We start from the raw sequence: 24,520 nt of genomic DNA on the forward strand, positions 1-24,520 counted from the left end.
CTATTTGTTTTAATTAGTTTAAAACCTCAGCAGGATAAGGGATCTGTTTTCCATTTTTTTTATCTGCGGGGATTTGAGCTTTTACTTCTTTTAAATAATTTGTCAAAATTATTGCCAATGCTTTCGCTTTTTCAGGATTTATCTCAGCTAAGTTATTTAGTTCTCCAATATCTTTACTAAGATTATACAATTCTAATTTCTGATTTTCATAAAAATAAATTAATTTCCAATCACCTAGACGAACTGCACTACTGGAACCAATTCCAGGACCTGATGCTCCCCAAAAATTTGGATAATGCCAAAATAATGGACGTTCATTTGTTTTAGGACTTTCTCCAATTAAAATTGGCACAAAACTCTGCCCATCTACTTTTTGAATTGTTTTAGGGGTTTCAATTCCTGCCATTTCAAGAATGGTAGGATAAAAATCTTCAATAATTACATAATTATCTGTATTAGATTTCTCATTCACTTTTCCTGGCCATTTCACTAACATTGGTTCTCGTATACCTCCTTCATAAGCAGAGCCTTTACCACTATTAAGTGGTTTATTATGGATGTGTTTTTTGCCACCACGGGCAACAGCACTTAATCCTCCATTATCTGACATAAATAATATTATGGTATTATCTGCTATGTTTTTTTCATCAATAAAATCCATAATATCTCCTAAACTTTTATCCATACCTTCAATCATTGAGGCATATTTAGCTTCTGTAGAATCGACACCTTTATCATAATATTTCTGAACAAACCTATCGTCTCCCATAATTGGAGAATGCACTGCATAATGTGACATATATAAAAAAAATGGATTTTTATTTTGCACTGCGGTATCAATGGCTTTAAGAGCTTCTAAGGTAATAGCTTCTGATAAATAAATATCTTTACCATGGTATTGCTCTAATCCAGGTACAGCCCATACTTCTTGACCTTTTTTACCATTGCCAAAATTTTCCATTCCATAATAACTTGCAGGTGCTCCTGCTGCATGTCCTGCAATATTTACATCAAAACCTAAGTTCAATGGATTTTCTCCTGGTGTACCAATTGCACCTAAGTGTGCCTTTCCTGAATGAATTGTATAATAACCCGCATCATTTAATACCTGTGGCAATGGTGTGGCATAAATCGCATTTTCATCTCCTGCTACCGGACTCATACCATTTACATTCCAATTTGGGAATGACAATGTTTTATGATTTGATTCCATAGGTTGTAAAGCGTCTTTATTTAAAGTCCAATTGGTAACTTGATGCTTAGCAGCATTCATACCGGTCATTAAACTTATCCGCGTTGGTGAACAGACCGCAGTGGCATAGGCTTGCGTAAATTTCATTCCTTCATTTGCCAATCGTTCCATGTTTGGTGTATGATACAAATCATTAAAAGGTGTGCGTTTATCCCAAAACGGTACGGACGTGTCTTGCCACCCCATATCATCTACTAAAAAAAGTACAATGTTGGGAGGTGTCGATAAATCCTGTGAAGTGGTTTTTGTGTTTTTTTGACAATTTAAAACTACAAATAATAAAATAACGAACAGTAGACATTTGGTTCTCATACAATGTTTCATACTATTATTCTTTTAATTACTTTCTATTACCGCTCCATCTTCACGATACAAATCAACCTTACCATCTAATAAAACAGCAATTACAGTCATCTCATCATCTAACACATACTCAGGAACTTGAATATACTTAATACCTGGATAATGACTCCAATATACGCTGCCAACAACTTTATGAGAAAGTTTAGTACCATTACCGACTACCCATATGCGGTTAATTTTATTCTTTAGTCCTCTAATAACAACTTCTCCTTTGGGATCTCCTTTCACAAATAAATACAACATTGTTTTATCTTTTGATAAGGTAGATGGCCCATAAAAATGTTCTTTAGGAATCCCTGCCACGGTACCGTAAATAGCTTCTTTATGTTTACTAGTCCATTTACCCAATCCTTCCAACACCTCAACTTGTTCTTTTGGAATTGAACCATCTCCTTTAGGACCAATATCTAATAATAAATTACCTCCATTGCCAATAACATCAGCGAAAATTCCGATAATTTGGTTGGTAGTTTTATAATTGTGATCATTCTTTTGATACCCCCAAGAATCATTTATAGTCATACATAATTCCCAATACTTACTTTTGGGTCTAGTTATAGGCATACCTTGTTCTGGAGTCGCATAATCTCCATGTTCGCGTAAACGAGAATTCAAAATTGTATTTGGGTTTTTATCCAACAACATCTTTCTAACTTGCGGAGCTTGCCATTCTTCCGAATTATGTTCCCAATCACCATCAAACCAATATAAATCTGGATTATAATTGTCAGAAAGTTCTTTTAATTGACCTTGGTAATAGTTCAAGAATTTTTTCCATCTTTTTGGTTCATCTTGAATTTTATAGCGAATAGAATCTCTAGTGAAATTTGTATAATCATTATAAGTCCAATCGGGTAACGAATAATAAATACCAACTTTAAGGTCATTTTTTCTTAGTGCAGTTACAAATGGTGTCAATACATCTTTTTTTGATGTAGCGGCATCCACAGAATTAAAATTTCCATATTTTGTATCCCATAAAGCAAAACCATCATGATGTTTTGAAGTAATTACAGAATACTTTGCACCACTATTTTTAATTAATTTGGCCCATGCTTCAGGATTATAATCTTTAGCTGTAAATCCTTTTGTTTGCTTCAAATAATTTTTATGTGAAATATAACCGTTATAAAATGACCAAGATTCATCAATTCCATTTACAGCATATAATCCCCAATGTATAAAAACACCCAATTTGGCATCTTTAAACCATTGCATTTTTTCCTGCTCAACTTTTAATGAATCAACACTCTGAGACCAAGAAAACATTGTGGATAATAAAAATACAAAAATTACAGACTTTTTCATTACCTCTTTAATTCTATTATATTTCTTCAAGACTTTCATTTAACGATGTTTTTTTATTTTTTATTAATTGAATTTCAACTTCCTTATTACTATATTTAATTTTCACCAATTTATCCATCAATGGCACCAAGTGTAATTGTTTTAATAAACCATCTTCCCACACGATATCGACTTTAATATTACCTCTTGCCTTTAACCCTGTAATAGTACCTTTTTTCCAATTATTAGGTAGTGATGGTAATATCCTTAAAAACCCTTCATGAGATTGTAATAAACATTCTGCAACACCTGCCGTATAGCCAAAATTTCCATCAATTTGAAATGGAGGGTGCTCATCGAAGAAATTATCAGCAACTGAAATCTGCATAAATTTTGTAATATTTTCTTCGGCAGATTTGGCATTTAATAATCTCGCATTCATATTAATCATCCATGCTCTACTCCAACCCGTACCTGCCCCACCATGCTCTAATCGATAATCTATTGTTTTTTGAGCCGCAGCAAAGGCTTCTTTTGTTTGTGATGTTATATCATCACCTGGATGCAATCCATATAAATGCGACATGTGTCTATGTCCTTTTTCAGGTTCTTCATAAGGTTCATTCCATTCTAAGATTCTACCATCTTCACCAACAACAACACCTGGATGTAAGTTTTCTCTCTTTGCTTTTACCTCTTTCACAAAATCATCATTGATTCCTAAAATCTTTGCTGCTGCCATTGTGTTGTCAAAAACTTCTCCAATAATTTGATGTCCCATAGCACTACCAAAAGATATTGCAGCTGGTTTACCATCTGATGCTAAATATGAATTTTCAGGTGATGAATCTGGGCTAGAAACCCAAGTCTTTGATTTTTCATCCCATACCAACCAATCTAAATAAAATTCAGATAAGCTTTTCAACGTAGGATAGGCTCTTTTTTCTAAAAACTCTTTATCTTCTGTAAATTGATAATGCTCCCAATAATGTTGGCCTGACCATCCACCTCCGTGAATCCAAGCCCCCCAATAAGCCCTTTCTGCACGCATCCATGGTGTAGCCCATAAATCTGTAGCATGATGAGCAACTGTACCTCTTTCAATACCATATTGCTCTTTTGCGGTAATCCTTCCTCTATCAAATACTTTATCTAAAAAATTAAAAAATGGAGTATGCAATTCACTTAAATTAGTTACCTCAGCCGGCCAATAATTCATTTGTAAATTAATGTTTAAATGATAATCTGCATTCCAAGGAGCTTGTATATGTTCATTCCATAACCCTTGTAAATTTGCGGGATTTGTTCCTTCACGTGAAGAAGCTATCAACAAATAGCGTCCGTACTTAAATAACTTAGCCGCTAAATCTGGATCGTCATTACCCTCTTTTATACGTTTTAAACGTACATCAGTAGGTAAACTATCTAAACTCGCATCACCCAGATTAAAATCAACTCTATTGTATAGTTCCTGATAATCCTTTATATGAGTATCAAGTAATTCCTTAATCGATTTTTCAGTAACGTCTGTTAGAGTTTTAGTATTTTCAGTCTCATAATCATCATGATAAAAAGAAGTATTTGCTACTACATATAGGGTAGCCTGCTTAACATTTTTTAATTCTAAAATTCCATCTTTTGCAATTACTTCACCAGAATTATTATTTACTTTTAAGCGTGTTTCAAACTTAACACCATAATCAATTGGAAATGGTTCTGAAAACTTTTTACCGCCATATTGAGTTACCATTCCTTTCATACTAATTTCATTTTCTGAAGAGTTTGAAACCGAAACTGTTTTATGACCATTATCTTCTGGACGATCCATCCTTAAGGTAAAGCTTAAACCTTCTGGATTATTAGTTTCTAATGTTATAATGAGCACATCATCTGGGTTTGAAGCAAAAACTTTTTGAGTAACTTGATGTCCATTTGAATTATAAACAGTTTTAGCAATAGCATTATCAAAATCTAAAGATCTCTTATAATTGGTTACTTCGTTTTCTCCTTCAAAATCAATAAACAAATCGCCCATAGTTTGGTGCGACCTTAAAACTGATTTATACGAAAACTTTTCTATTATTAGTTGATCAACTTCATGAGCTTTTCCTGCTGCCAAAAGTTCACGAATTTGCTCTAAATCATCCTTATTCCCTTTCGAATTACCCCAGTCTGGACCACCTGGCCAAAGTGAATCTTCGTTAAGTTGAATACGTTCATGCTTGGGGTCACCAAACACCATAGCTCCTAAACGACCATTACCAATTGGTAAAGCTTCCATCCATTTGGTAGCAGGTTGGGCATACCAAATTTCTGTTATGGGTTGCTGTACCTCTTCCTTTTGACATGAGTTTAAAGTAAAAAATACAAAAAGTACTATTAAAATTTTGGTTGGTTTTCTCATCTTGTTATTTTAGTTTTATTTCCCAATAATCTGTTCTAAAGGCAGACGCGGGTAAATTTTCTTTATTGAAAAGGTTTGGTAAAGCCCCGTTCGTAAATGCAAACCTAACAGCAACTGGCTTTTTTACCGCTTTTGCTGAAACGACCACGGTTTTACCTACTACTTTAGCCTTGGCTGGATAAAATTTTTGGTCATCACCTGCAATATAAAATTCGTTTAATTCCTTTCCTTTTTTTACTAAACCATTATCAGCATAATCAAAATTCAATATAATTTTCTTCTTTTTGATTTCCATTGATTTATAAATAGGTCCACTATATACTAAATCTGATTTACCATAATCTTTTGCTAACGCCCATAAGGCTAATCGCAAACCCACATCTTGCTTATTAATGGGATGAATATTTTCTAAATTACCTATATCATTTGTAACGACCATACCTGTCTTAGGTATTTCTAACATGGTTTGTAATTGAGCATCTCTGACCACCGCAGCATCCACACCTTGTAGGTCGTCATATTTATAAGGTGCAATTTGTACATAATAAAAAGGAAACACCTTACCAAATGCTTTTCTCCAAGAGTCAATTAATAAAGGAAATGATTTATAATAGGATACTGCATTTTCTCGATTAGATTCTCCTTGATACCATATAACACCTGCTATATTAAAATTTAAAAGTGGGTATATCATGGCATTATATGCGAGTCCGGTTTCATTTGGCCACCACGCTCTTGGTGTAATTTTTTTTGCAGTCTCTTGTAGTGACTTATTACCGTTCATCATTTGTTCTGGTATCCAAGTTTCAATAGGGGTACCTCCCCAATTACTACTTATTAATCCTACAGGAATACCCAACTCCTTATGTAATTTCCTACCAAATAAATAAGCAATTGAACTGAAATTCTTCATGGTTTCAGGACTACAAACAAACCACTTCCCTTTCGTGTTTTCTTGAGGTGTATTCGCAATATGCTTAGACACTTGAAAAAACCGAATTTCTGGATAATTAGCATTCTTAATTTCTTCTTCTGCATTAACAAGGCCTTGAGCCGGCGTCCACTCCATATTCGATTGTCCAGAACCCAACCAAACTTCACCAATGAGCACATTTTTAATACTAATTTCTTCGTGACCTTGTATCGTTATAGTATAAATTCCTCCTGCTTTAGGCGTGGTTAATTTTCCTTGCCATTTTCCTTGATAGGCTTTAATTTCTACGGAAATATTATTCCAAGAAGGCGTAATGGTTATTTTTTCATTGGTATTAGTAGTCCACCCCCAAAAGGTAACTTCAGATTCTTGCTGCAAAACCATATTATCAGATAAGATAGAGGGTAGCCAAATCTCTGCAAATGCCTGATTAAAAAAGAAGATGGCAATTATTAATAATATACTTTTTTTCATGTGTCTATTTTTAGAGTTTTAATTTAGTTATCTGTTCATTATTTTTATTATTGAAACTATGTTATTCTGTAAGCACTCCTATTTCAGCAACAGACATTTTCCCGTCATTGTCAACACTTTTAATCCCTTTTAGCTTAATATAGCGACCTTTAGATGATTGAAATTTTATAATCTGTTCAATGGGGTTGTTTTTAATATTTCCAAACTCTCCAATAGATACAGACGTCCATGTTTTATTATTTTCACTTACTAAAAACTCATAATGAGAAATGATTCCAGCCGGCCAACGCCCTTGCATTGGCATATATGTAAAGCCTGACAAATTGTACACGTTACCTAAATCTATAATTATTTCATTTGGTTCACTACTATTTGTATCGCAGACCCAAGAGGTCATGTAACTATCATCAATCATCCTCGTAGCCTCTTCTATCTTACCTGAAGACACTTTTAAAACCTTCCAATTCTTTTTACTAATATCAAAATAGACTTGCTTTTCTGAAGTCCTTTCTTTATTTTCTGGATTATAACCAATCACTTTAAGCTGAGTAGGCTGATCAACAAAAAAGGCATCAGTATACTTTAATGAAGAGGTATCTGGCTCTGAACCATCTGTTGTATAATAAATTTCAATATTTTTATCCGCTACTTTCATTGTTATTGTGCCTTCCTTATCTCTAGTAACAATAGGTTCAGTTAATAAATGTGGAGCTTTATACAATTCTATATTTGAAATAGCTAATGCTGCTTTTCCTTTAATATTCACCTTTATTTTTGAGGCCTTAACCACATTAAACCTTAAAATACGCTTATCTCCAATAGTGGTTTGCGTATCTATTACTTTCCAAACGCCATCCACTTCTGCTTCTACAGTAAATTTACTTACACGCTGTCCTAAGGGTATGTATTCTTCTAATAAAATTCTATTAATTTCGGTAGGCTTATTAAAAGACAATGTAATCGATGCTTCTGTAATTGAATCGTTAGTTGACCAATACGTTTCATCATTATCATCATTCACATTTTCAGGCTTATACATTGAATTGTCCCCTCTTACATTTGTAGCTCTTACATTTAAATTTTTAGCTAAATTCTCAGAAAAATCTTTAGTAATTTGCTCTTTTAGGGCCATCAATTGCCTCACATCATTTTCATGAACCAAGCCCCTAGTGTCAACAGGTAAATTCATAAGCAACGAAGCATTTCTCCCCACAGATTCGTAATAAATTTTAACCAAATGTTCTAATGACTTAACTTGAGTATCTTCAGATTTATGATAATACCAACCTGGTCTAATAGACACATCACATTCTGCAGGTACCCAATGGGTTCCGTCTTCATGGCCTGAACGCAATTCTTTATATTTCTGATATCCTGGATAAACTTCATCTCTTCTAAGTAAACTCCAATTGGTTTCATTTGCCCATCCTTCTTCGTTACCTACCCAACGAACGCCGGGACCACCATCTCCAAAAATAACAGCATTAGGCTGTAACTCTCTTACAATTTCAACGGCTTTATCCCATTGGTAATAGGTTTTATTATCTATTTTTCGAGTTTCATTTGCTCCCCCGTAATACCCAGAACCTCCATTAGCACCATCAAACCAAACTTCAAATATGTCACCATAATTTGTCAATAATTCTCGTAATTGATTATGAAAATACGTAACATATTCTGGTTTTCCGTATTGCTCATGGTTTCTATCCCATGGTGATAAATACACGCCTAACTTTAAACCAAATTCTTTACAAGCTTCTGATAAATCTTTAAGAACATCACCTTTTCCATTTTTCCATGGAGAGTTTTTAACGGAATGCTCTGTATATTCTGATGGCCATAGGCAAAACCCGTCATGGTGTTTAGCTGTAATTATAACTCCTTTCATTCCAGCATCTTTAATTGTTTTTGCCCATTGTCTAGCATCCAATTCTGTTGGATTGAACTGTTCTGGTTTTTCGCTTCCATCTCCCCACTCCATATTGGTAAACGTATTCATATTAAAATGAATAAACGCATAATATTCCATCCCGTGCCATTGTAATTGTCGTTGCGACGGTATTGGTCCAAATGGTTCTGGTGGTGCTACTTTTGGAGCACAAGAAATTATACTACTTAATGCTAGAACAACTACTATTTTTATACTTAATTTCATTTCTCAGATCTTCTTTATATTTTGATTTACGAAAATTCTTTTGAACATCGTCCGTTTCAGATATGTTTTAATTTTCCTCCAAAAGCTGTTCATATTTTTCTTTAATAAATTTACCCCAAACAGCATAACCTTCAGGTTTTAAATGTATACCATCTCCAGAATAGTAATCTTCATTTAAAAACCCTTTTTCATCAATGAATAATGAAATAAGATTGTAGTACTTTACATTGTCTGGCGTTTTAAACGCACTTAACAATTTATGAACTGAATTATATTTTTGTCGTGACTTTTGGGTAGGATCTATTCCCGTTGGTAGCGGCCCTAACATGATAATTTTTGAATTTTTGAATTTTACACGCGTAAGTGTTATCAATTTTTCTATGCCTTCAAAAATTTCCAAAGCACTATTATCTCTAAAGTTGTTGACACCAATTGTTACTACCACCATTTTTGGATTTGCATTTTCATAATTTCCTTTTTCAATTCGCCATAAAACATGTTGCGTTCTATCACCAGAAATACCAGCATTCATCCAAGTAATATCTTTAAAGTATTTTTTAGCTGCTTCTGTACCGGCATTACTATTTATATAATTTCTATTACCACTACTCCCCCAACTTTGCGTAATAGAGTTACCAATAAGTAGTACATCGATATTTTTAAGTGTTTGAACTACAGAATCAATATCATGAGTTTGTGCCCACCAATCGGTACCATTAGTACACCCTGCAGCTGAACGATATTCAGCAGAAGGTGATGGTATCGTAGCAAAATTTACTTTTTGATCTGTAGCTCGCAACATAAAATCAACAATAGGTGTAGGGTTTTGTAAGCTATGCGGATGATGACCAGTATTTGGTTTATGAATTACTTCAATGTCACCTGAAAACTGCTTAATTTTCTTCTCAAATAGCGTTGTATTTTCTGAAATCAGGACTACTTTATCTGCATCACCTACCACATGTAGTATTGGATACCCACCTTTTACTATTTTTTTTACTTTGTGTATCGGGTTGTCTTTAAACTTCTCTAGTTTCTTTTCATTTTTCAACTTATACACCTTCTTAAAACGCCCCCAGTCTCCCTTACTTAATTTACCTTGGCCCATTCCTCCTGGCCAACTCTTACCATCTAAAACTGGGGCATCAGCGTATATACCAGCAATTTTTTTAGGGTTTTTTGCAGCCCAATTGTAAATTATCAATCCACCTCGACTCATGCCTTCTAGAACCACTTTTTTAGACAAACCTGAACTTGTCATTAATTTATAAAAATTATCCCACCGCTTCAATGCTAATTTACTACCATAAAGACTACTAACATCGCAATAGGCAATATGAAAACCTCTTTCTAATAATGCAATATCAGTTTGCGGTTCATGTCCCCAGAATCTTGCACGTAAAACCCAAGGGTTTCCTTTTGCCACTTTTTTGGGTACAACAATTTTACATTGCGTACTGTCAATTTTAAAGTTTAACAAAGAATAGCCATTAAAATTTTCGCTTTTTTCAATGGTAATATCTTTATCTTCGAAAAAGTTTATCGACTTCTTATGCTCTTGATGAATTACTTCATACAATCTTTTAGCTATAATGGTTTGACCTAATCCAGAGGGATGAATTCCATCCGGCAATAAATCCTTTTTGTCCACAAACAAATGATATAAATCTATAACCTCAACATTCGCATTAAATGCCACTGACTGCGTCAAAGGAATAATTTTATTTTTTATTACAGGATTCCAAATTTTGGCAGTATCTACTGTAAAAGCTGGTACTGGAAGCAACAAAACTATCCGTATTTTATCATTTATGTTTTTAAATGATTGAATCAAATCTTGATAATCCTTTTCAAATTCACCTAAATAAACCCTGTTTCCAAGCTTACTATCATTGGTACCCAACTTCATAAATACAATATCAGGAATAAAATTAAGAGCTTCCTTATAAGCTTTAGTCTCAGTATATGGGTGATTGCCTTTGTTCAAAAGCGTTCTACCACTAACACCAAAATTTTTCACCTCATATTTATCACCTAACAATTCCTGTAACTGAGCGGGGTATGAGTTTTTTTCACGATTAACGACTCCAGCCCCATAAGTAATACTATTACCGACGCAAGCAATTTTTATAGGTTCTTGGGCTATTAACCCAACAGAAAAAGTTAAGAGAAAAAGAATTAAAAGTTTACTTGTTCTTTTCATGAAATATTTTTATAAATTATTGATAAGTCTAATTGATCGCCCATTTGTTTCTGTAACTCCATTAATTCTACAAAAAGGGTTTTTATTTTTTCTTTACTCTGAGGCTCTGCTGCTATATCTTTCAACTCTTGTGGATCTTCTTTTAAGTTATATAATAGAATTTTCTCGCTTTTAGGATAAACGATTAATTTATAACCATCCCTTCTAATCATTCTTTGAGATTTTTTCTCGTACGTTCCATAAATAGCATCATAACTACCCTTAGAATCAGTACCATCAATTTGATTTGTTAAACTATTAAACTCAACATATTTTGGTTTTTCAATTCCTGCCAACTCAAGTGTTGTGGCCATTACATCTTGCATATAAACATCGGTAGCTATTTTTTTACCTTTTGGAATATTGGGTCCTACAATCATTAAAGGAACCCGCATACTATGATCATACATATTCTGCTTTCCAATAAGTCCATGTTCACCCACTGACAAACCATGATCAGAACTGAAAAATATGTACGTATTTTCCATAAGACCTTGTTTTTCTAAGGTATTAATTATGTCCTTTAACTGATCGTCCAAATGGGTTGTTAATGCATAATATTCCTGCCTATTTACTTTTACGGAATATTCGGTTCTAGGAAAAGGAGCCAATTTTTCATCTCTCAGGTTTTTCCCAGCTCCCATGGTTTCGGCATAAGGATACATGGGCATAAAACTGTCAGGAATAGCGATACTATCCAACGGATACATATCTACATATTTCTTCGGAGATTGACGTGGATCATGTGGAGCGTTGAACGCGATATACATAAAAAATGGTTTTTCTTTGGTTGCCGCACTGTCAATAAAAGACACCGCATCATCTTTTATCATTTCGCTCCAATGTTTGCCTCCTTTCCAATACCCACCAAATTCTCTTTTCCATGGTTTCCATAGCGTGTCATTCTCATTTTGTGGTCGATTATATCCTTCAGGACTATCACCAGGCATGCCGGGAAGAACATGACCTACATGGTTAAAAATGGAATCTGCTTTAGCTGAAATATGCCATTTTCCAGTTGCGTAAGTTTCATAACCAGCATTCTCCATTAATCTCGGCCAGGTCTTATCTAGTTCTTTATTCTTACTAAACTCTTTTGAAACTGCTTGAGCTCGCCATACTGAACGTCCGCTTATGACCATTGCTCTTGAAGCTAAACAAATAGCACCGTTCCATCCACCCATATTATAGGTATGCGTAAAAGTAGTTCCCTCTTCCGCCAGTTTATCCATGGTAGGTGTTTTTACTTCTTTATTACCTAATACATGGACATCTTTAAAACTTTGATCGTCAGAAAACAGAAAAATAATATTAGGCTTTTTTACAATTTTATTTTCGGGTTCTGAATTTTCATTGTTTTTTTTACAACCAAAAACACAAATAACGATGAGTAGTAACCAACTGATATTTTTCATAAATTTAAGTATTACTATTTATTTTTTATTCAAAAGACCAAACCGCTCTATTTCATTCCATACTTTTGCATTCATCGGTGCATCATTTTGTTGGTTCTCTCCTTCAGTACTTCTACCATTTTTTATAGTTGAAACCATTAAACTATTTAATTCTTTAGCAATTTCAGGATTCACTTTAAATAAATTATTCGCTTCTTCGGGATCTTCTTCTAAATTGTAGAGTTGATATTTGGGTAAGGTTTTTGCCAATTCAGAATTCGGTTTCGGATCGCTCCAACCTCCTGAGTCAGGACAAAAAATCATTTTCCACTTTCCTTTACGAATTGCAAAACTTCCATTGATGGAATGATGAACAGTAGCTTCACGACTGTAATTGTTAACGCTTTCACTTGAAAAAAGTGGAACCATTGAATAACTATCTTCACCCTCACTATCTTTCAGTGCTGTATTTGTTAATTCGGCCACAGTAGCCAATAAATCCGTGGTACATATCGTTTTATCAGAACTAGAGTTGGGTTTAATATGCTTTGGCCATTTTACAATAAAAGGAACACGATGCCCACCTTCAAATATATCAGCTTTGTGGCCTCTATAAATAGCACTTGGATTATGTCCTTTTTCAGCTAAGACCTTAAAATTGGCCTGAGGAGAACACCCATTATCACTTGTAAAAATGATGATAGTATTTTCTGCAATACCTGCCTCTTCAACTGTCTGTAGTAATTGCCCCATATAATGGTCAATTTGCATCATAAAATCAGCATATGGATTTAATCCACTTTCACCTTGCCATTCTTCGGTTGGTAAAATAGGTGTGTGTGGTGATGGTAGTGCTAAATACAAAAAGAAAGGTTGGTCACTTGTAGCCTTTTGTTCAATATAACTGAATGATTTTTTAAAAAAATTTGGGGTAACATCCTCATGCACAAAATCAGAACCTGTTGGCCCTTCTCGCCACCATGAATACTTCCCTTTATTTACTGTAACAGAGTCTGGAATCACCGTTGGCATTCCATTTTGAACGTATACATAAGGTGCCATATCTAAAGAACCTGAATGTCCATAAGAATAGGTAAACCCTAATTCTTTCGGTCCATTTTTTATGGGTTTAGAGAAGTCTATATTATCGTAATCATCGGCATTCCACCCTGTACCTCCAACAGAATCTCCCTGTTTTAGAGCCCAATCCCAACCTAAATGCCATTTACCAATAAAGCCTGGTTCATATCCTTGTTTTTTCAACAAAGAAGCAACTGTCGTTCTACTATTTGGAATTAATGCCTTAGACACACCAGTAAGCACTCCATTTTTTATGGGACTTCTCCAATTATATCTACCAGTTAAAATTCCATATCTTGTAGGAGTACAAACTGCTGATGAAGTATGAGCGTCAGTAAATTTAATTCCATCTGCTGCCAATTGATCGATATTTGGAGTTTTTATTTTACCATTAGAATTAAACGCTCCAATATCTCCATAACCTAAATCATCCGTAAGTACGTAGATAATGTTTGGAGGATTTTGAATGATATCTTTTTCGTGCTCTTTTTTATCATTGCAAGAAAACATTAGACTCAAAAAAGTTAAAAATAATATTGTCTTTAATGATTTCTTCATTTTAATTAAATTATTTATATGTTAAGTTTATACTATTTTTTTAGAGCCAATTCAATTTTCAAATCTTTTTGATTTCTAAAAACCAATAGATCAAGTTTACCTAGCCAACTATCATTTTGAAACGATTTCATTAAATTTGCAAACTCATTTATTTCTAAACCTTGGCAGGAAATAATAACATCACCAACCTTTAATTCAGAATTACCGATTATACTATTCTCATCAATTGAGGTAATTAAAACTCCTGCTGTTTTGTTTAAACCTGCAGCTGAACGTTCTTCAATTGTTGTTATATTTTTTATTTTTGCTCCCAACCATTCATAAACAGAAGACTTTTCACTAACTCCACTAAAAAATATAATTGGTGTATTGGGAGTTTTAGCCAAGGCTTTTAATTTTTTATTTTTTACGCCAAAACCTGTCATATCAAAATTCTTGAAGCCAATTTCAAAAGCCCGTGAATTATTTTTTAACTTGTAATTTCCTGATTTAGCATCTTCAAAAAGAGGGTCCCCAAAAATACTATGTTTGTCTACCCCCTTATTTTGGCTTGCCAATAAAGTTTTTTGGTCGGGAAAAAAATTAAAATCGACTTCTTTTCCCCATTCTTGTAAACGGATATCTCTATGCTCTGTAAAAACAATGTTACTTTTAAAAATGTCGTTGCTATTTTTAAACCAAACATGTGGATGGAATCCATTGTTAATCGTAATATTGTTTTCAACCGTACGATTAAATCCTTCCCTCAATTTAATCCCTCCATTTAAACATAAATTATTATAAATTTGATAGTTGGACGACCCGTCATCTAAATCTATATCCCATCCATGGTCACAACGGAACCTGTTATTTCTAATGATAGTGGTTTGGGTAGCATCCCAAGTTGGCATTTGAGGGTTTGCCTCAACTATACCATCCATTGTTTCTCTGTTAGGGTGCCAGAAACGATCTCTTCCCCAAGAATTAAAAGCACCGTGGTCGCCAGATTCCAACACCGTATTAAAAACGTCATTATACTCTATAATATGTCCGCCCCAAGTACCATCACCAATATTGATACCTGCTCTGGGAACATCATAAATGCTATTATTACTAACTGTTATGTTCATTGCCATAGCAATTTCAACACCCGCGGTTTGTTTTTCTATACGACCGATTTTGTAAATTAAATTATTATCTACCAATACATTACTTGGATATTTGTTGTTTTTTGGTCCTTTAATAGTATCCATTTTAGGTAGCGGCATGAACTCATTATATTGGAAAGATGGCGAACGTACGGCTTCAGGAGAGCCAACCAAACAAATTGCCGAAGCTCCAATTTTATGAATGTGGTTATTTGAAATTTCGATATTACGATTAAAATTACTGACAAAAATAGCATTACCTCCCAAATTAGTAAATTCACAATTTTCAATTTTTATATCTTGTGCACCTTCAATAAAAATAGCCCCACCTCGATAAATTGTCCAATCACTTCTTAGTAATGGCTCGTATTTTTCCATGAATGTTCGCTGCGTATGTTCAAATTTTAAATTGCTAATTTCAACATTACTTACGGGCTTTTCCTCTGTGCCTACAATCTCAATTAAATGTTTCTGTTCTGAAGCCTCTACCAAAGCATTAGCTAAATCTATATTCTCCATAGGCCAATAGTATAAATTATCATGAGTATCTAGATACCATTCACCAGGACTATCCAATTCCTCAAAAACATTTTCTACCATTCTGTATTTTTCGTGCATTTTTGATGGACGATTATTTTGATGTCCTCCAATTAATTTGGCTTCTCCATTTTCATCTATCTCAGTAATCTTATAATGAAAATCACCCCATTCACCACTATGCATTACATGAAGAAAAGCTCCAATAGGATTACTCCAAGAACTTATTCTTTCTTTAGATAGAGCATCAGCTGCATGTCCTTGCCAATGACCGCCGTTTTCTTCATAATTTGGATAACGTGCCATTATTTGCGGTTTTCCATTGATATATAAGGCATCAAATATTTCATTTTTTTCAACTTTTGCGATCCAAATGGTACTGTTATGTTTTTGCCAACTTAAATTTAACTTTTTAGATCCTTTTATGATAGTTTTGTCATTTCCCGCTCCTATCAGTTTTAAGGACCCTTGTTCATTACCTATCCTAATCGGTGAAGTTATTCGGTGCTCACCAGCTTCAAGATGAATTGTAATAGGATGAAGTTTTCCATTATTTCTTAACCTATTTACTTTATTGATTGCTTCTTCAAGTGTACTCAAAACAATTTTCCCATCGTTAAAGTCAGAGGAATCATTATTTTTTGATACATATAAATCAGATACAATGGGTTTACACCCAATAAACATCAACATTAAAATACTAAGCCTAAAGATCCATTTTAGATCTTGTTTTTTATATTTAAAAATTTTTCTCATTAAATTATTATTGTAACAAATCTATTTCTGAAATAGCGGCTGTTTTTCCACCACCGGCTATTACTTTAGATTCAATGCGTATATATTTTGTTGTGATTGCTTCTTTAAAATAATGAGTCCTCGGAGTTGGGTCATTAATTAGATTACCAAATTCAAATTCATCGATCAACTGCCAAGTTTTTCCATCCTTACTTGATTTTAAAACACCTTTTTCTATCATGCCTTCATTGTGTTCTTTTTGCGGTGTATAGATAAATCCTTTAATGTTTTGGGCTTTTCCCAAATCAATACTTATAAAATTGAGATCATTTTTTGGACCAGATTGCCAATAGGTTTTAGAATTTTCATCAATTGCATATTTAGAGCTGTGTTTCCCAGACGAGTTGTCCTCTCCGATAACCTTCCAATCCTTTTTCACAATGCCAAATAACTGCATTGTTAAACTACCTTTTTCATCATTTGCCTCAGCTTTGGCTTTTACCTCTCCAGATTCTAATAAAAACGGTTCTATATAAATTTCTGAATCAGACGTTGGTTCATTTCCATCAGTTGTATATCTCATTTTAATACCCGAATTAATATTTTCAGAAGCATTTTCTCCATGAGGTTTCCAACCAAAATCGTGTCGTTTAGGGTGAATACTTACGAAACCGTTTATATCTCTTGTGATTGCAAGTTGAGGTGGTTTAGGCTTATAGTAATGTGCTGTAACATTTGAAATAGCAGGATAAAAACGAGATTCTAAAATTCGAATCCTAAATTTATTTGAATTCACTTCTGGAAATCGTAAAATTCTCTTATAACCAATATTTGTTGCTGTTAAAATTTCTTTCCAAGCATTGTCTATCCAAGCATCAAGAGCGTGTTTTTCAACTCGTTCACCATGCGTTGCAATGGCTTCTTGCAGTACAATTCTATTGATTTTAATTGGGTCTTTTATGGTAATAATAATTTCATTATTTACAGAATCTAACACTTCAAAACTGCTTAAATCTTCATCCAATACATTGTTTGAACCCGTTGCCTTTTCGAATAAGTTTTTACCATAAGTTTCCTGAATGCGTTTACCTACTTCATTCAATACCTTAACATCTTCATCAGAAAACTTACCATCTCTGTTTGGCGGAATATTCAATAAAAAAGTTGAATTACCTCCTACCGATCTTTCAAAAATATCAAAAACATCATCGACACTTCTAACTTTTTGCTTATCGTCATCTCTGTAAAACCACCCTTCACGAATTGAGGTATTTGTTTCTGCTTGCTGATAGTGCAAATATTTGGCCTCATATAATTTCTCTTTACTGGCAATATCTTCACCAGTAATATCAGCAAAGCTATTCATCTCCTGAGGGTTTTCAGCGTATGGCATTACATTGAATTCACTATCTCTCGTTCCTCCTGCCTCATTACCACACCAACGGATGTCTTGTTTGCCATAAATGACCGCTTTAGGTGCCAAAGTAGTAATAAGTTGTTTCCATGCCATGTAATTATAAGTTTGTCCTCCTTTTCTTTTAGGATGAGCCCCATCAAACCAAACCTCATCAATTGAGCCGTATTCGGTTAACAACTCAAAGAGTTGATTTAAAAAATACTCGTTATAATCGTCAACCTTAAATTTAAAAGTGGTTTTATTTTTAAATGGACGACCTTCAACAGCCCTAGGAATTGTACGTTCTGAATATTCGCTCAAGTTTCCATAAAGTCCGTCTTTATTTTCTATTTGAAATAAATCTGCTGGAGATAAATAGACACCTAATTTTAGCCCATATTTTTTACAAGATGCTGATAACTCTTTTAAAATGTCGCCTTTTCCATTCTTAAAAGGTGTCGACATAATACCATGTTTGGTATAACGACTTTGCCACAAAACGAAACCATCATGGTGTTTAACCGTGATAATAACCATTTTCATTTGAGCAGCCGCCATGGTTTTACACCACTGGTCAGTATTCAATTTTTGGAGATTAAATATTTTTGGATCTTCCATACCATTTCCCCACTCCATCCTTGTAAAGGTGTTTGGTCCAAAATGAATAAAAGCAATAAATTCATTTTTTAAAGCTTCGTATTGATTAGGAGTTGGAATAATATGTGCCGCTTTTAATAGAATAGAATCGTTAGTGTCATCACCATCTATTTTGATGGTGTTGGAAACAGGCATTACCAGTGAATCTATTTCAACTTTATTTTGTGTGCATGATATTAATAATAAAAACATATAAATAAAAAACACTGCCCTTAGCCCTCTATGAAATAAGGAAAATGTATGTCGGTATAAATTTATAGTTGTCATTGTAGTTATTATTTTTAATTTATTTATAAATATGCCTGTAAGATTCGGTTTGTTATTCTTAGCTCATTCCGCCCAAATGAACTCATAAATGGATAACATTTCTCTATAAATTTTCTTTTCAGGTCTCGACTCAAAGAAAACATTTGAAATGATAAACAATTATATGCCTATCTCAAATACCCAAGCATCATGTGATGGTAATTCATCATATTTTACAGAACTGGTATCAATAATTAATTTTTCATTTACGTATTTCCAATCCAAATTTCTGCCGAGGCCCAACAGTTTTACTTTTGCCATTTTACCAGGATTCGTAATATTTAATTCGATTTCATCATCGTACCATTCAAAACTAATGGCGTAAATATTATCATTGTTTTGGGTATAGCACAAATGTGTTTTCATAGAACTGTAAACACCTTTTAAACCTTTTTTTGTTTTTCCTTTATTTTGAAAAAATGCCGTTGTCGGTACAATTTGCTTTTCTATTGATTTACTTTCCCAAAACAAACTTACCGAAGCATTTTGCTTCTTTTCTTGATATTTTATAGTAATCGGATATGCTACTCCTTCTTTCAAGTTTACTATTCCTTTCGTTGAAGCAGTGGTATTTGCATCCATAACTTCAGACTGCGTTCCAGATGCGGTATAATTTTGATCTATAATAAGTTTTCCATCTATATAGACTGCTACAGCATCATCAGCTTTGGTTTCAAAAGTGTATTTTCCTTTTTTTGGGGCGACAATATAACCACTCCACTCTATAGTGAAATTATCTTCTTTTATACCTTTCATAGGCGAATTACGCACCCAATTAAAATCTATATTTTCATCAAGACCTTCTATTTCTATTCTTTTTTCTTCTTCAGTTATTTGATAAGCTGTTGCTCCATAAATTGCACTACCATTAGTTTTTAACCAATCTCCCAACTGTACTAAACGCTCTTGTTGAATCATTGGAATTTGCCCATCAGCTTTTGGCCCTACATTTAAAATCATACCTCCTCCATTTGCAACGGCTTGAGCAAAACGTTCAATCAGTTCTTTTGATGTTCCATAGGCTTCCAAATCTTCATTCCGATTTAAACCAAATGATCTTCCTAAACCGCGAACCTCCGTCCAAGGACGATTAGTTTCTTTAATGCCTGAACTGTATTCTGGTGTTAAAAAACCGGTATCTAAACCATGCCCCCAACGGTTATTTACAATAGCATCATCTCCGACTAAATTATAGTACCAATTGATTAATTGAGGGGCATGCCATTGTTTTGCTGTATTATACCACTCACCATCTGAAAAAATTAAGGTAGGTTTGTAAGTACTTACTAATTCTTTAAACTGCGGAATCATATATTCATCCACATATTTACCAATACTATCATGTGGATCTGTGTACCAACGATGTAACGGATGATTCCATTCACTAAGTGAATAATACAAGCCCATTTTTAAATCGGTTTTTCGTACGGCTTCTGTCAATTCCCCCACAATATCACGTTTTGGTCCAACATCAACAGAATTCCAATTTCTGTTGTATTTACTCGGCCAAAGTGTATATCCATCATGGTGTTTTGAGACCAACATTACATATTTGGCTCCAGCCCTTTCAAAAAGCGAAGCCCATTCATCAGGATTGAATAGTTCAGCTTTAAAAAGTGGAGCAAAGTCTTTATAGGTAAAATTGGAACCATAAATATCTTCTACAAATTTCATCCTCTCTACTCCCTTAGTTTGCATTCCTCTCAAAAACCATTCAGAATACCCCTCTTTACTTGCATATGAGGGAACTGAATACAATCCCCAATGGATAAATATACCCAATTTAGCATCTTTAAACCATTGCGGATAAGGCCTCTCTGATAGAGCTTTTTTGGCTTCTTCGTAATTATCTTCTTGTGCACTTAATGCAAATCCAAAAAAGTAAATAGCAATTAAAAAAGTAAATTTGAATTTCATTATTTTATTGATTAAAATTTTTAATTTGAATTTCATTTTTAAAAGGATGACACTATTTTTTTAAATATGAACGTCCATTTTAAAAAGCATTTCTCCCATCAGAATTCAAGAAATTACATAATTTGTCTCTTTTCTTAAGTTTAACAATTCACATCTAATTATTACTCAGTCCACTTTACGCTTCCTTAAGTAGGAGAATGTGCTCCGTCATATTCATGACCTAAAACATCCGTAAGGATAAAAATAATATTAAGTTATTTCACTACAATTTCATCTATCCATATTTGTGAAGAGCTTCCACTTTTATGATGTCCTTCAGGTATTATCTCAAAACCGCTTGCCTTAAATTTTAACATTTTCACTTTAACAGGATCAAAAGATATAGTTGTACTTACCTTATTTCTTCCTTGTTCTGACGCCTCTTCTAATTGTTCTTTTTTAGCCAATAACGTATAGGTTTTTCCATCAACGGAGCCAAAAACTTCAATTTCTTTTGGTGGATAAATACCTGATATAGTAAATCTTAACCCATCAAATTGTATTTTTTTAACTTCAGTCTCTTTGCCTAAATTAATAGTCAATTCAACCTTATTAGAAAAATGATACCATGCTTTATCACCTTTTGAAAGAGCCCCGTAACTTAAATCCGTCATTTCTTTAATTTCCTTACCTTTTTCATTTAAAACGTTGGAATTTTTAGCTAAATGAACAGGGAATTTTTTAGAAGAAATATACCCAACGGCTTTTTCATTTTTAAATGCTCTTGCTTTTAATTCTGAATTTTCTGATATAGTTAAACCATTTTCATATTTAGGCGATTTATAAGATGGTTCTGTGCCGTCCAAGGTATAATGAATAGTTAACCCTTCCACTTCTGTTTTCATTGTTACTTCAATCTCTTTTCCATTTCCTTTATGATCTATCCAAGGACTAAAAGCACTTACAGCATACCGCACTTCTTGAGCGTCAAGCCTATCGAATTGCGTTAAAAGCCTGTTCGTAAAATCATTCCAATTTTTCTTTTCATGAGGTGTCCATGCCGTTTCAGCAATTGCGTAAACTCTAGGAAAAGTCATATAGGTAAGTTTACTCCAATCACTAATAGATTCTGTCCACAAATTCGCTTGAATTCCTTTTATTAATTTTCCTTCTTCCGTATTTAAGGTATCTGGAATAACCTTATAACTATAAGCTTTTGAAAGTAATAAACGTGAATATCCTAAATTAGGTTCTAAATCGTCATGACCTTGTTTTAAATCTATATAACAATAATTACTTGGCGTCATAATTACTTCATGACCTGCTTTTGCAGAAGCGATACCTCCTCTTTCTCCTCGCCAACTCATTACTGTAGCGTTAGGAGCCAAACCACCTTCCAAAATTTCATCCCAACCGATCATGATACGATTTCGAGAATTAATTATTTTTTCTATTCTTTTAATAAAGTAACTTTGTAATTCATGTTCATCTTTTAATTTCTCCTGCTTCATTCTTTGCTGAGCAAAAGGGTCTACTTTCCATTGCTCTTTATTACACTCATCACCACCAATGTGTACATACTTATAAGGAAACAAATCCATTATTTCATTTAACATTTTCTCCGCGAACTGAAACGTTTCTTCTTTTCCAGGGTTATACGTATTATTTTTAAAAACACCTCCAGTGGCAACATAAGGTAAAGCATTAACACAGCCAATTTCTGGATAAGCTGCAATGGTTGCTTGAGCATGGCCTGGCATATCAATTTCAGGAATAATTTCAATGTTTCGCTCTTTAGCATAAGCAATAATTTCTTTAACATCCTCTTGAGTATAAAAACCTCCATAGGTTGCCTTTTCACCAGGTTTTTGTGCAGGTCGGCCCCACCAATCAGATTTATTCTCGTCTGTATGATTGTAATCCATTCTCCAAGCCCCAATTTCCGTAAGTTTTGGATAACTCTTTATCTCTATTCTCCACCCTTGATCATCTGCTAAATGCCAATGAAATCTATTCAACTTGAGTTCACCCATAAAATCAATTACATCTTTTACCTGATCTTTTGAAAAGAAATGTCGAGAAACGTCAAGCATATAACCTCGCCAACCAAAAGCTGGGTAATCATCAATAGTTACAACTGGTATACCCCAACGAATACTTTTCTGTGATTTTTCATAAATAGCTATGGGTAATAATTGTTTTAAAGTTTGTAAAGCATAGTAAAACCCAGCATTTGTTGCTGCTTGTATAGTAATGCTATTTTTAGTTGCTTTTAAAGTATAACCTTCAGGCTTTATAGATACATTGGTGCTAAAATTAATATCACCTTGCCCTCCTATTTTGATTTCAGGTATCCAACCTGCAACTTTTTGAAATTGACTAAAAAATTTTGAAACTATAACATGCTGCTCTTCATTCTCAACCGTAATTATTGAAGTTGATTTAATTTCAAAATGCCCTTTACCATCCACTTGACTTATTGGTTTAGGAATTATATCAGCTCGTCCGATTTGTAGTTCATCTTCTTTTTTGTCACATGCATTTAACACCAACAAACAAAACACTAATCTTATAATAAATCTATACATAAATATCTACCGTTTATATTTTTAGTTATAACCTATTTTAATTAATTATAGCATTAAATATTAGAATCTGCTTTTATTATATTCTAAAAATCCTTACCTAAAAAGTATTCATTTAAAATGAAAAAAATCACCAAAGAATTTCAAGTAATAATCATTATTATTACTCCAAATTAAAAACAAGTAAAAATAGTATTATCGAGTATTTATAACAAATACTAAAGATTATAATACTAATACTTTTTTTGCTTTTAAATAGTTTAATTCGAATGAATCTTAACATATTGCGTAGGTGACATTTCTTTTATTTTTCTAAATTGTCTATTAAAATTGGAAATATTATTATAACCGCATTCATAGCAAATAGATGTTATGTTTTGTTTATTTTCAATTAACAATTTACAGGCAAACCCTATTCGTAATTCATTTAAATAAGCGGTAAATGTTTTTCTATGCATACGCTTAAAGAATCGACTAAATGAAGAATTATTCATTTTAACAGCGTTAGCAACATCTATTGAAGTAATAGGTTGATTAAAGTTGTTAAAAATAAATTCGTATGCCTTATCTAAAGTTCTATTTTCCGTTTTATTGAAAGTTTTAATATAACCTGAACTAACTAAATTTTCAGATTTTGAATTAGATAACTTATGAAGTATCTTAATGAAATTTATAATGCGAGTAAAAGGATCAACTGACTTTAGGCTTACAATATCTTCAATTAGTTCTTTCTTTACGTCAAAAAATTTAATCCCCTGTCCTGAATGATTTATCATTTGGAGAATTCTTTTCATTTCAAACATATTTAAAAAAATTTCTCCTAAAAAATATTTATTAAAATGAATTGCAATCGCTTCTGAAGATAATTCAGAATCTTCGTTAAAATAAACCTCATCGTTCAGCCATATATGGGGTATGTCTTCCCCAATTAAAACGACATCATTTTCTTTAAAATTAATAATACCATCACCAATAAAAAGTGTACCTGTACTTTTTAATATTAAAACTAGTTCTAATTCTGGATGATGATGCCATACTTTTAAAAAAAATGGATACTCATCATGAGCTATTGTGAAGGAACTATCATTTGTACTCGTTCTGTTTAATCGATGTAGTTTCAATTATTTGGTTTTGGGTT

The 24,520-nt window shown here is 33.3% G+C and carries 13 protein-coding genes; all 13 read right to left on the bottom strand.

Going from position 1 to position 24,520, the window contains the following annotated elements; all coding sequences use genetic code 11:
* Positions 1 to 13 precede the first annotated feature (13 nt).
* The gene (locus FF125_RS15240) at positions 14 to 1,564 is read right to left on the bottom strand and encodes a sulfatase (RefSeq protein WP_138952566.1); all 1,551 of its coding nucleotides are present in this window, start codon (positions 1,562 to 1,564) and stop codon (positions 14 to 16) included.
* Positions 1,565 to 1,588: 24 nt separating this feature from the next.
* Positions 1,589 to 2,962, bottom strand: coding sequence for an alpha-L-fucosidase (locus FF125_RS15245; RefSeq protein ID WP_250629597.1), 1,374 nt, complete (start codon positions 2,960 to 2,962; stop codon positions 1,589 to 1,591).
* Positions 2,940 to 5,306, bottom strand: coding sequence for a glycoside hydrolase family 95 protein (locus FF125_RS15250; protein WP_138950570.1), 2,367 nt, complete (start codon positions 5,304 to 5,306; stop codon positions 2,940 to 2,942). The genes FF125_RS15245 and FF125_RS15250 overlap by 23 nt, the downstream gene beginning before the upstream one ends.
* 4 nt (positions 5,307 to 5,310) lie before the next feature.
* Positions 5,311 to 6,714, bottom strand: a complete 1,404-nt coding sequence (locus tag FF125_RS15255) for a sialate O-acetylesterase (protein WP_138950571.1) — start codon at positions 6,712 to 6,714, stop codon at positions 5,311 to 5,313.
* Between the two features lie 61 nt (positions 6,715 to 6,775).
* Positions 6,776 to 8,869 carry an alpha-L-fucosidase gene (locus FF125_RS15260; protein WP_138950572.1) on the bottom strand — a complete coding sequence of 698 codons (2,094 nt, stop codon included), beginning with the start codon at positions 8,867 to 8,869 and terminating at the stop codon, positions 6,776 to 6,778.
* A gap of 67 nt (positions 8,870 to 8,936) precedes the next feature.
* Positions 8,937 to 11,072, bottom strand: a complete 2,136-nt coding sequence (locus FF125_RS15265; RefSeq protein WP_138950573.1) for a GDSL-type esterase/lipase family protein — start codon at positions 11,070 to 11,072, stop codon at positions 8,937 to 8,939.
* The gene (locus FF125_RS15270) at positions 11,069 to 12,526 is read right to left on the bottom strand and encodes a sulfatase-like hydrolase/transferase (RefSeq protein ID WP_138950574.1); all 1,458 of its coding nucleotides are present in this window, start codon (positions 12,524 to 12,526) and stop codon (positions 11,069 to 11,071) included. The genes FF125_RS15265 and FF125_RS15270 overlap by 4 nt, the downstream gene beginning before the upstream one ends.
* 18 nt (positions 12,527 to 12,544) lie before the next feature.
* A complete protein-coding gene (locus FF125_RS15275) occupies positions 12,545 to 14,143 on the bottom strand; it encodes a sulfatase family protein (protein ID WP_138950575.1) in 1,599 nt (532 codons plus the stop codon).
* 32 nt (positions 14,144 to 14,175) lie between these two features.
* Entirely contained in the window at positions 14,176 to 16,563 is a 2,388-nt protein-coding gene (locus FF125_RS15280) for a PDZ domain-containing protein (protein WP_250629598.1), read from the bottom strand.
* Between the two features lie 7 nt (positions 16,564 to 16,570).
* Complete coding sequence (locus FF125_RS15285) at positions 16,571 to 18,862, bottom strand: alpha-L-fucosidase (RefSeq protein WP_250629599.1); 2,292 nt, start codon at positions 18,860 to 18,862, stop codon at positions 16,571 to 16,573.
* Between the two features lie 159 nt (positions 18,863 to 19,021).
* A complete protein-coding gene (locus tag FF125_RS15290; protein WP_175418940.1) occupies positions 19,022 to 20,818 on the bottom strand; it encodes an alpha-L-fucosidase in 1,797 nt (598 codons plus the stop codon).
* Between the two features lie 254 nt (positions 20,819 to 21,072).
* Entirely contained in the window at positions 21,073 to 23,385 is a 2,313-nt protein-coding gene (locus tag FF125_RS15295) for a family 20 glycosylhydrolase (RefSeq protein WP_138950577.1), read from the bottom strand.
* Between the two features lie 257 nt (positions 23,386 to 23,642).
* On the bottom strand, positions 23,643 to 24,503 hold the full coding sequence (locus FF125_RS15300; protein ID WP_138950578.1) for an AraC family transcriptional regulator: 861 nt from the start codon (positions 24,501 to 24,503) through the stop codon (positions 23,643 to 23,645).
* Positions 24,504 to 24,520 lie beyond the last annotated feature (17 nt).

Source organism: Aureibaculum algae (genome assembly GCF_006065315.1).
Taxonomy (GTDB): Bacteria; Bacteroidota; Bacteroidia; order Flavobacteriales; family Flavobacteriaceae; genus Aureibaculum; species Aureibaculum algae.

Bases quoted from the DNA above. Each gene is read 5' to 3' on its own strand.
- FF125_RS15295 (WP_138950577.1), bottom strand. From the start codon at position 23,385: ATGTATAGATTTATTATAAGATTAGTGTTTTGTTTGTTGGTGTTAAAT.
- FF125_RS15260 (WP_138950572.1), bottom strand. From the start codon at position 8,869: ATGAAATTAAGTATAAAAATAGTAGTTGTTCTAGCATTAAGTAGTATA.
- FF125_RS15245 (WP_250629597.1), bottom strand. From the start codon at position 2,962: ATGAAAGTCTTGAAGAAATATAATAGAATTAAAGAGGTAATGAAAAAG.
- FF125_RS15270 (WP_138950574.1), bottom strand. From the start codon at position 12,526: ATGAAAAATATCAGTTGGTTACTACTCATCGTTATTTGTGTTTTTGGT.
- FF125_RS15285 (WP_250629599.1), bottom strand. From the start codon at position 18,862: ATGACAACTATAAATTTATACCGACATACATTTTCCTTATTTCATAGA.
- FF125_RS15280 (WP_250629598.1), bottom strand. From the start codon at position 16,563: ATGAGAAAAATTTTTAAATATAAAAAACAAGATCTAAAATGGATCTTT.
- FF125_RS15290 (WP_175418940.1), bottom strand. From the start codon at position 20,818: ATGAAATTCAAATTTACTTTTTTAATTGCTATTTACTTTTTTGGATTT.
- FF125_RS15275 (WP_138950575.1), bottom strand. From the start codon at position 14,143: ATGAAGAAATCATTAAAGACAATATTATTTTTAACTTTTTTGAGTCTA.
- FF125_RS15255 (WP_138950571.1), bottom strand. From the start codon at position 6,714: ATGAAAAAAAGTATATTATTAATAATTGCCATCTTCTTTTTTAATCAG.
- FF125_RS15240 (WP_138952566.1), bottom strand. From the start codon at position 1,564: ATGAGAACCAAATGTCTACTGTTCGTTATTTTATTATTTGTAGTTTTA.
- FF125_RS15265 (WP_138950573.1), bottom strand. From the start codon at position 11,072: ATGAAAAGAACAAGTAAACTTTTAATTCTTTTTCTCTTAACTTTTTCT.
- FF125_RS15250 (WP_138950570.1), bottom strand. From the start codon at position 5,306: ATGAGAAAACCAACCAAAATTTTAATAGTACTTTTTGTATTTTTTACT.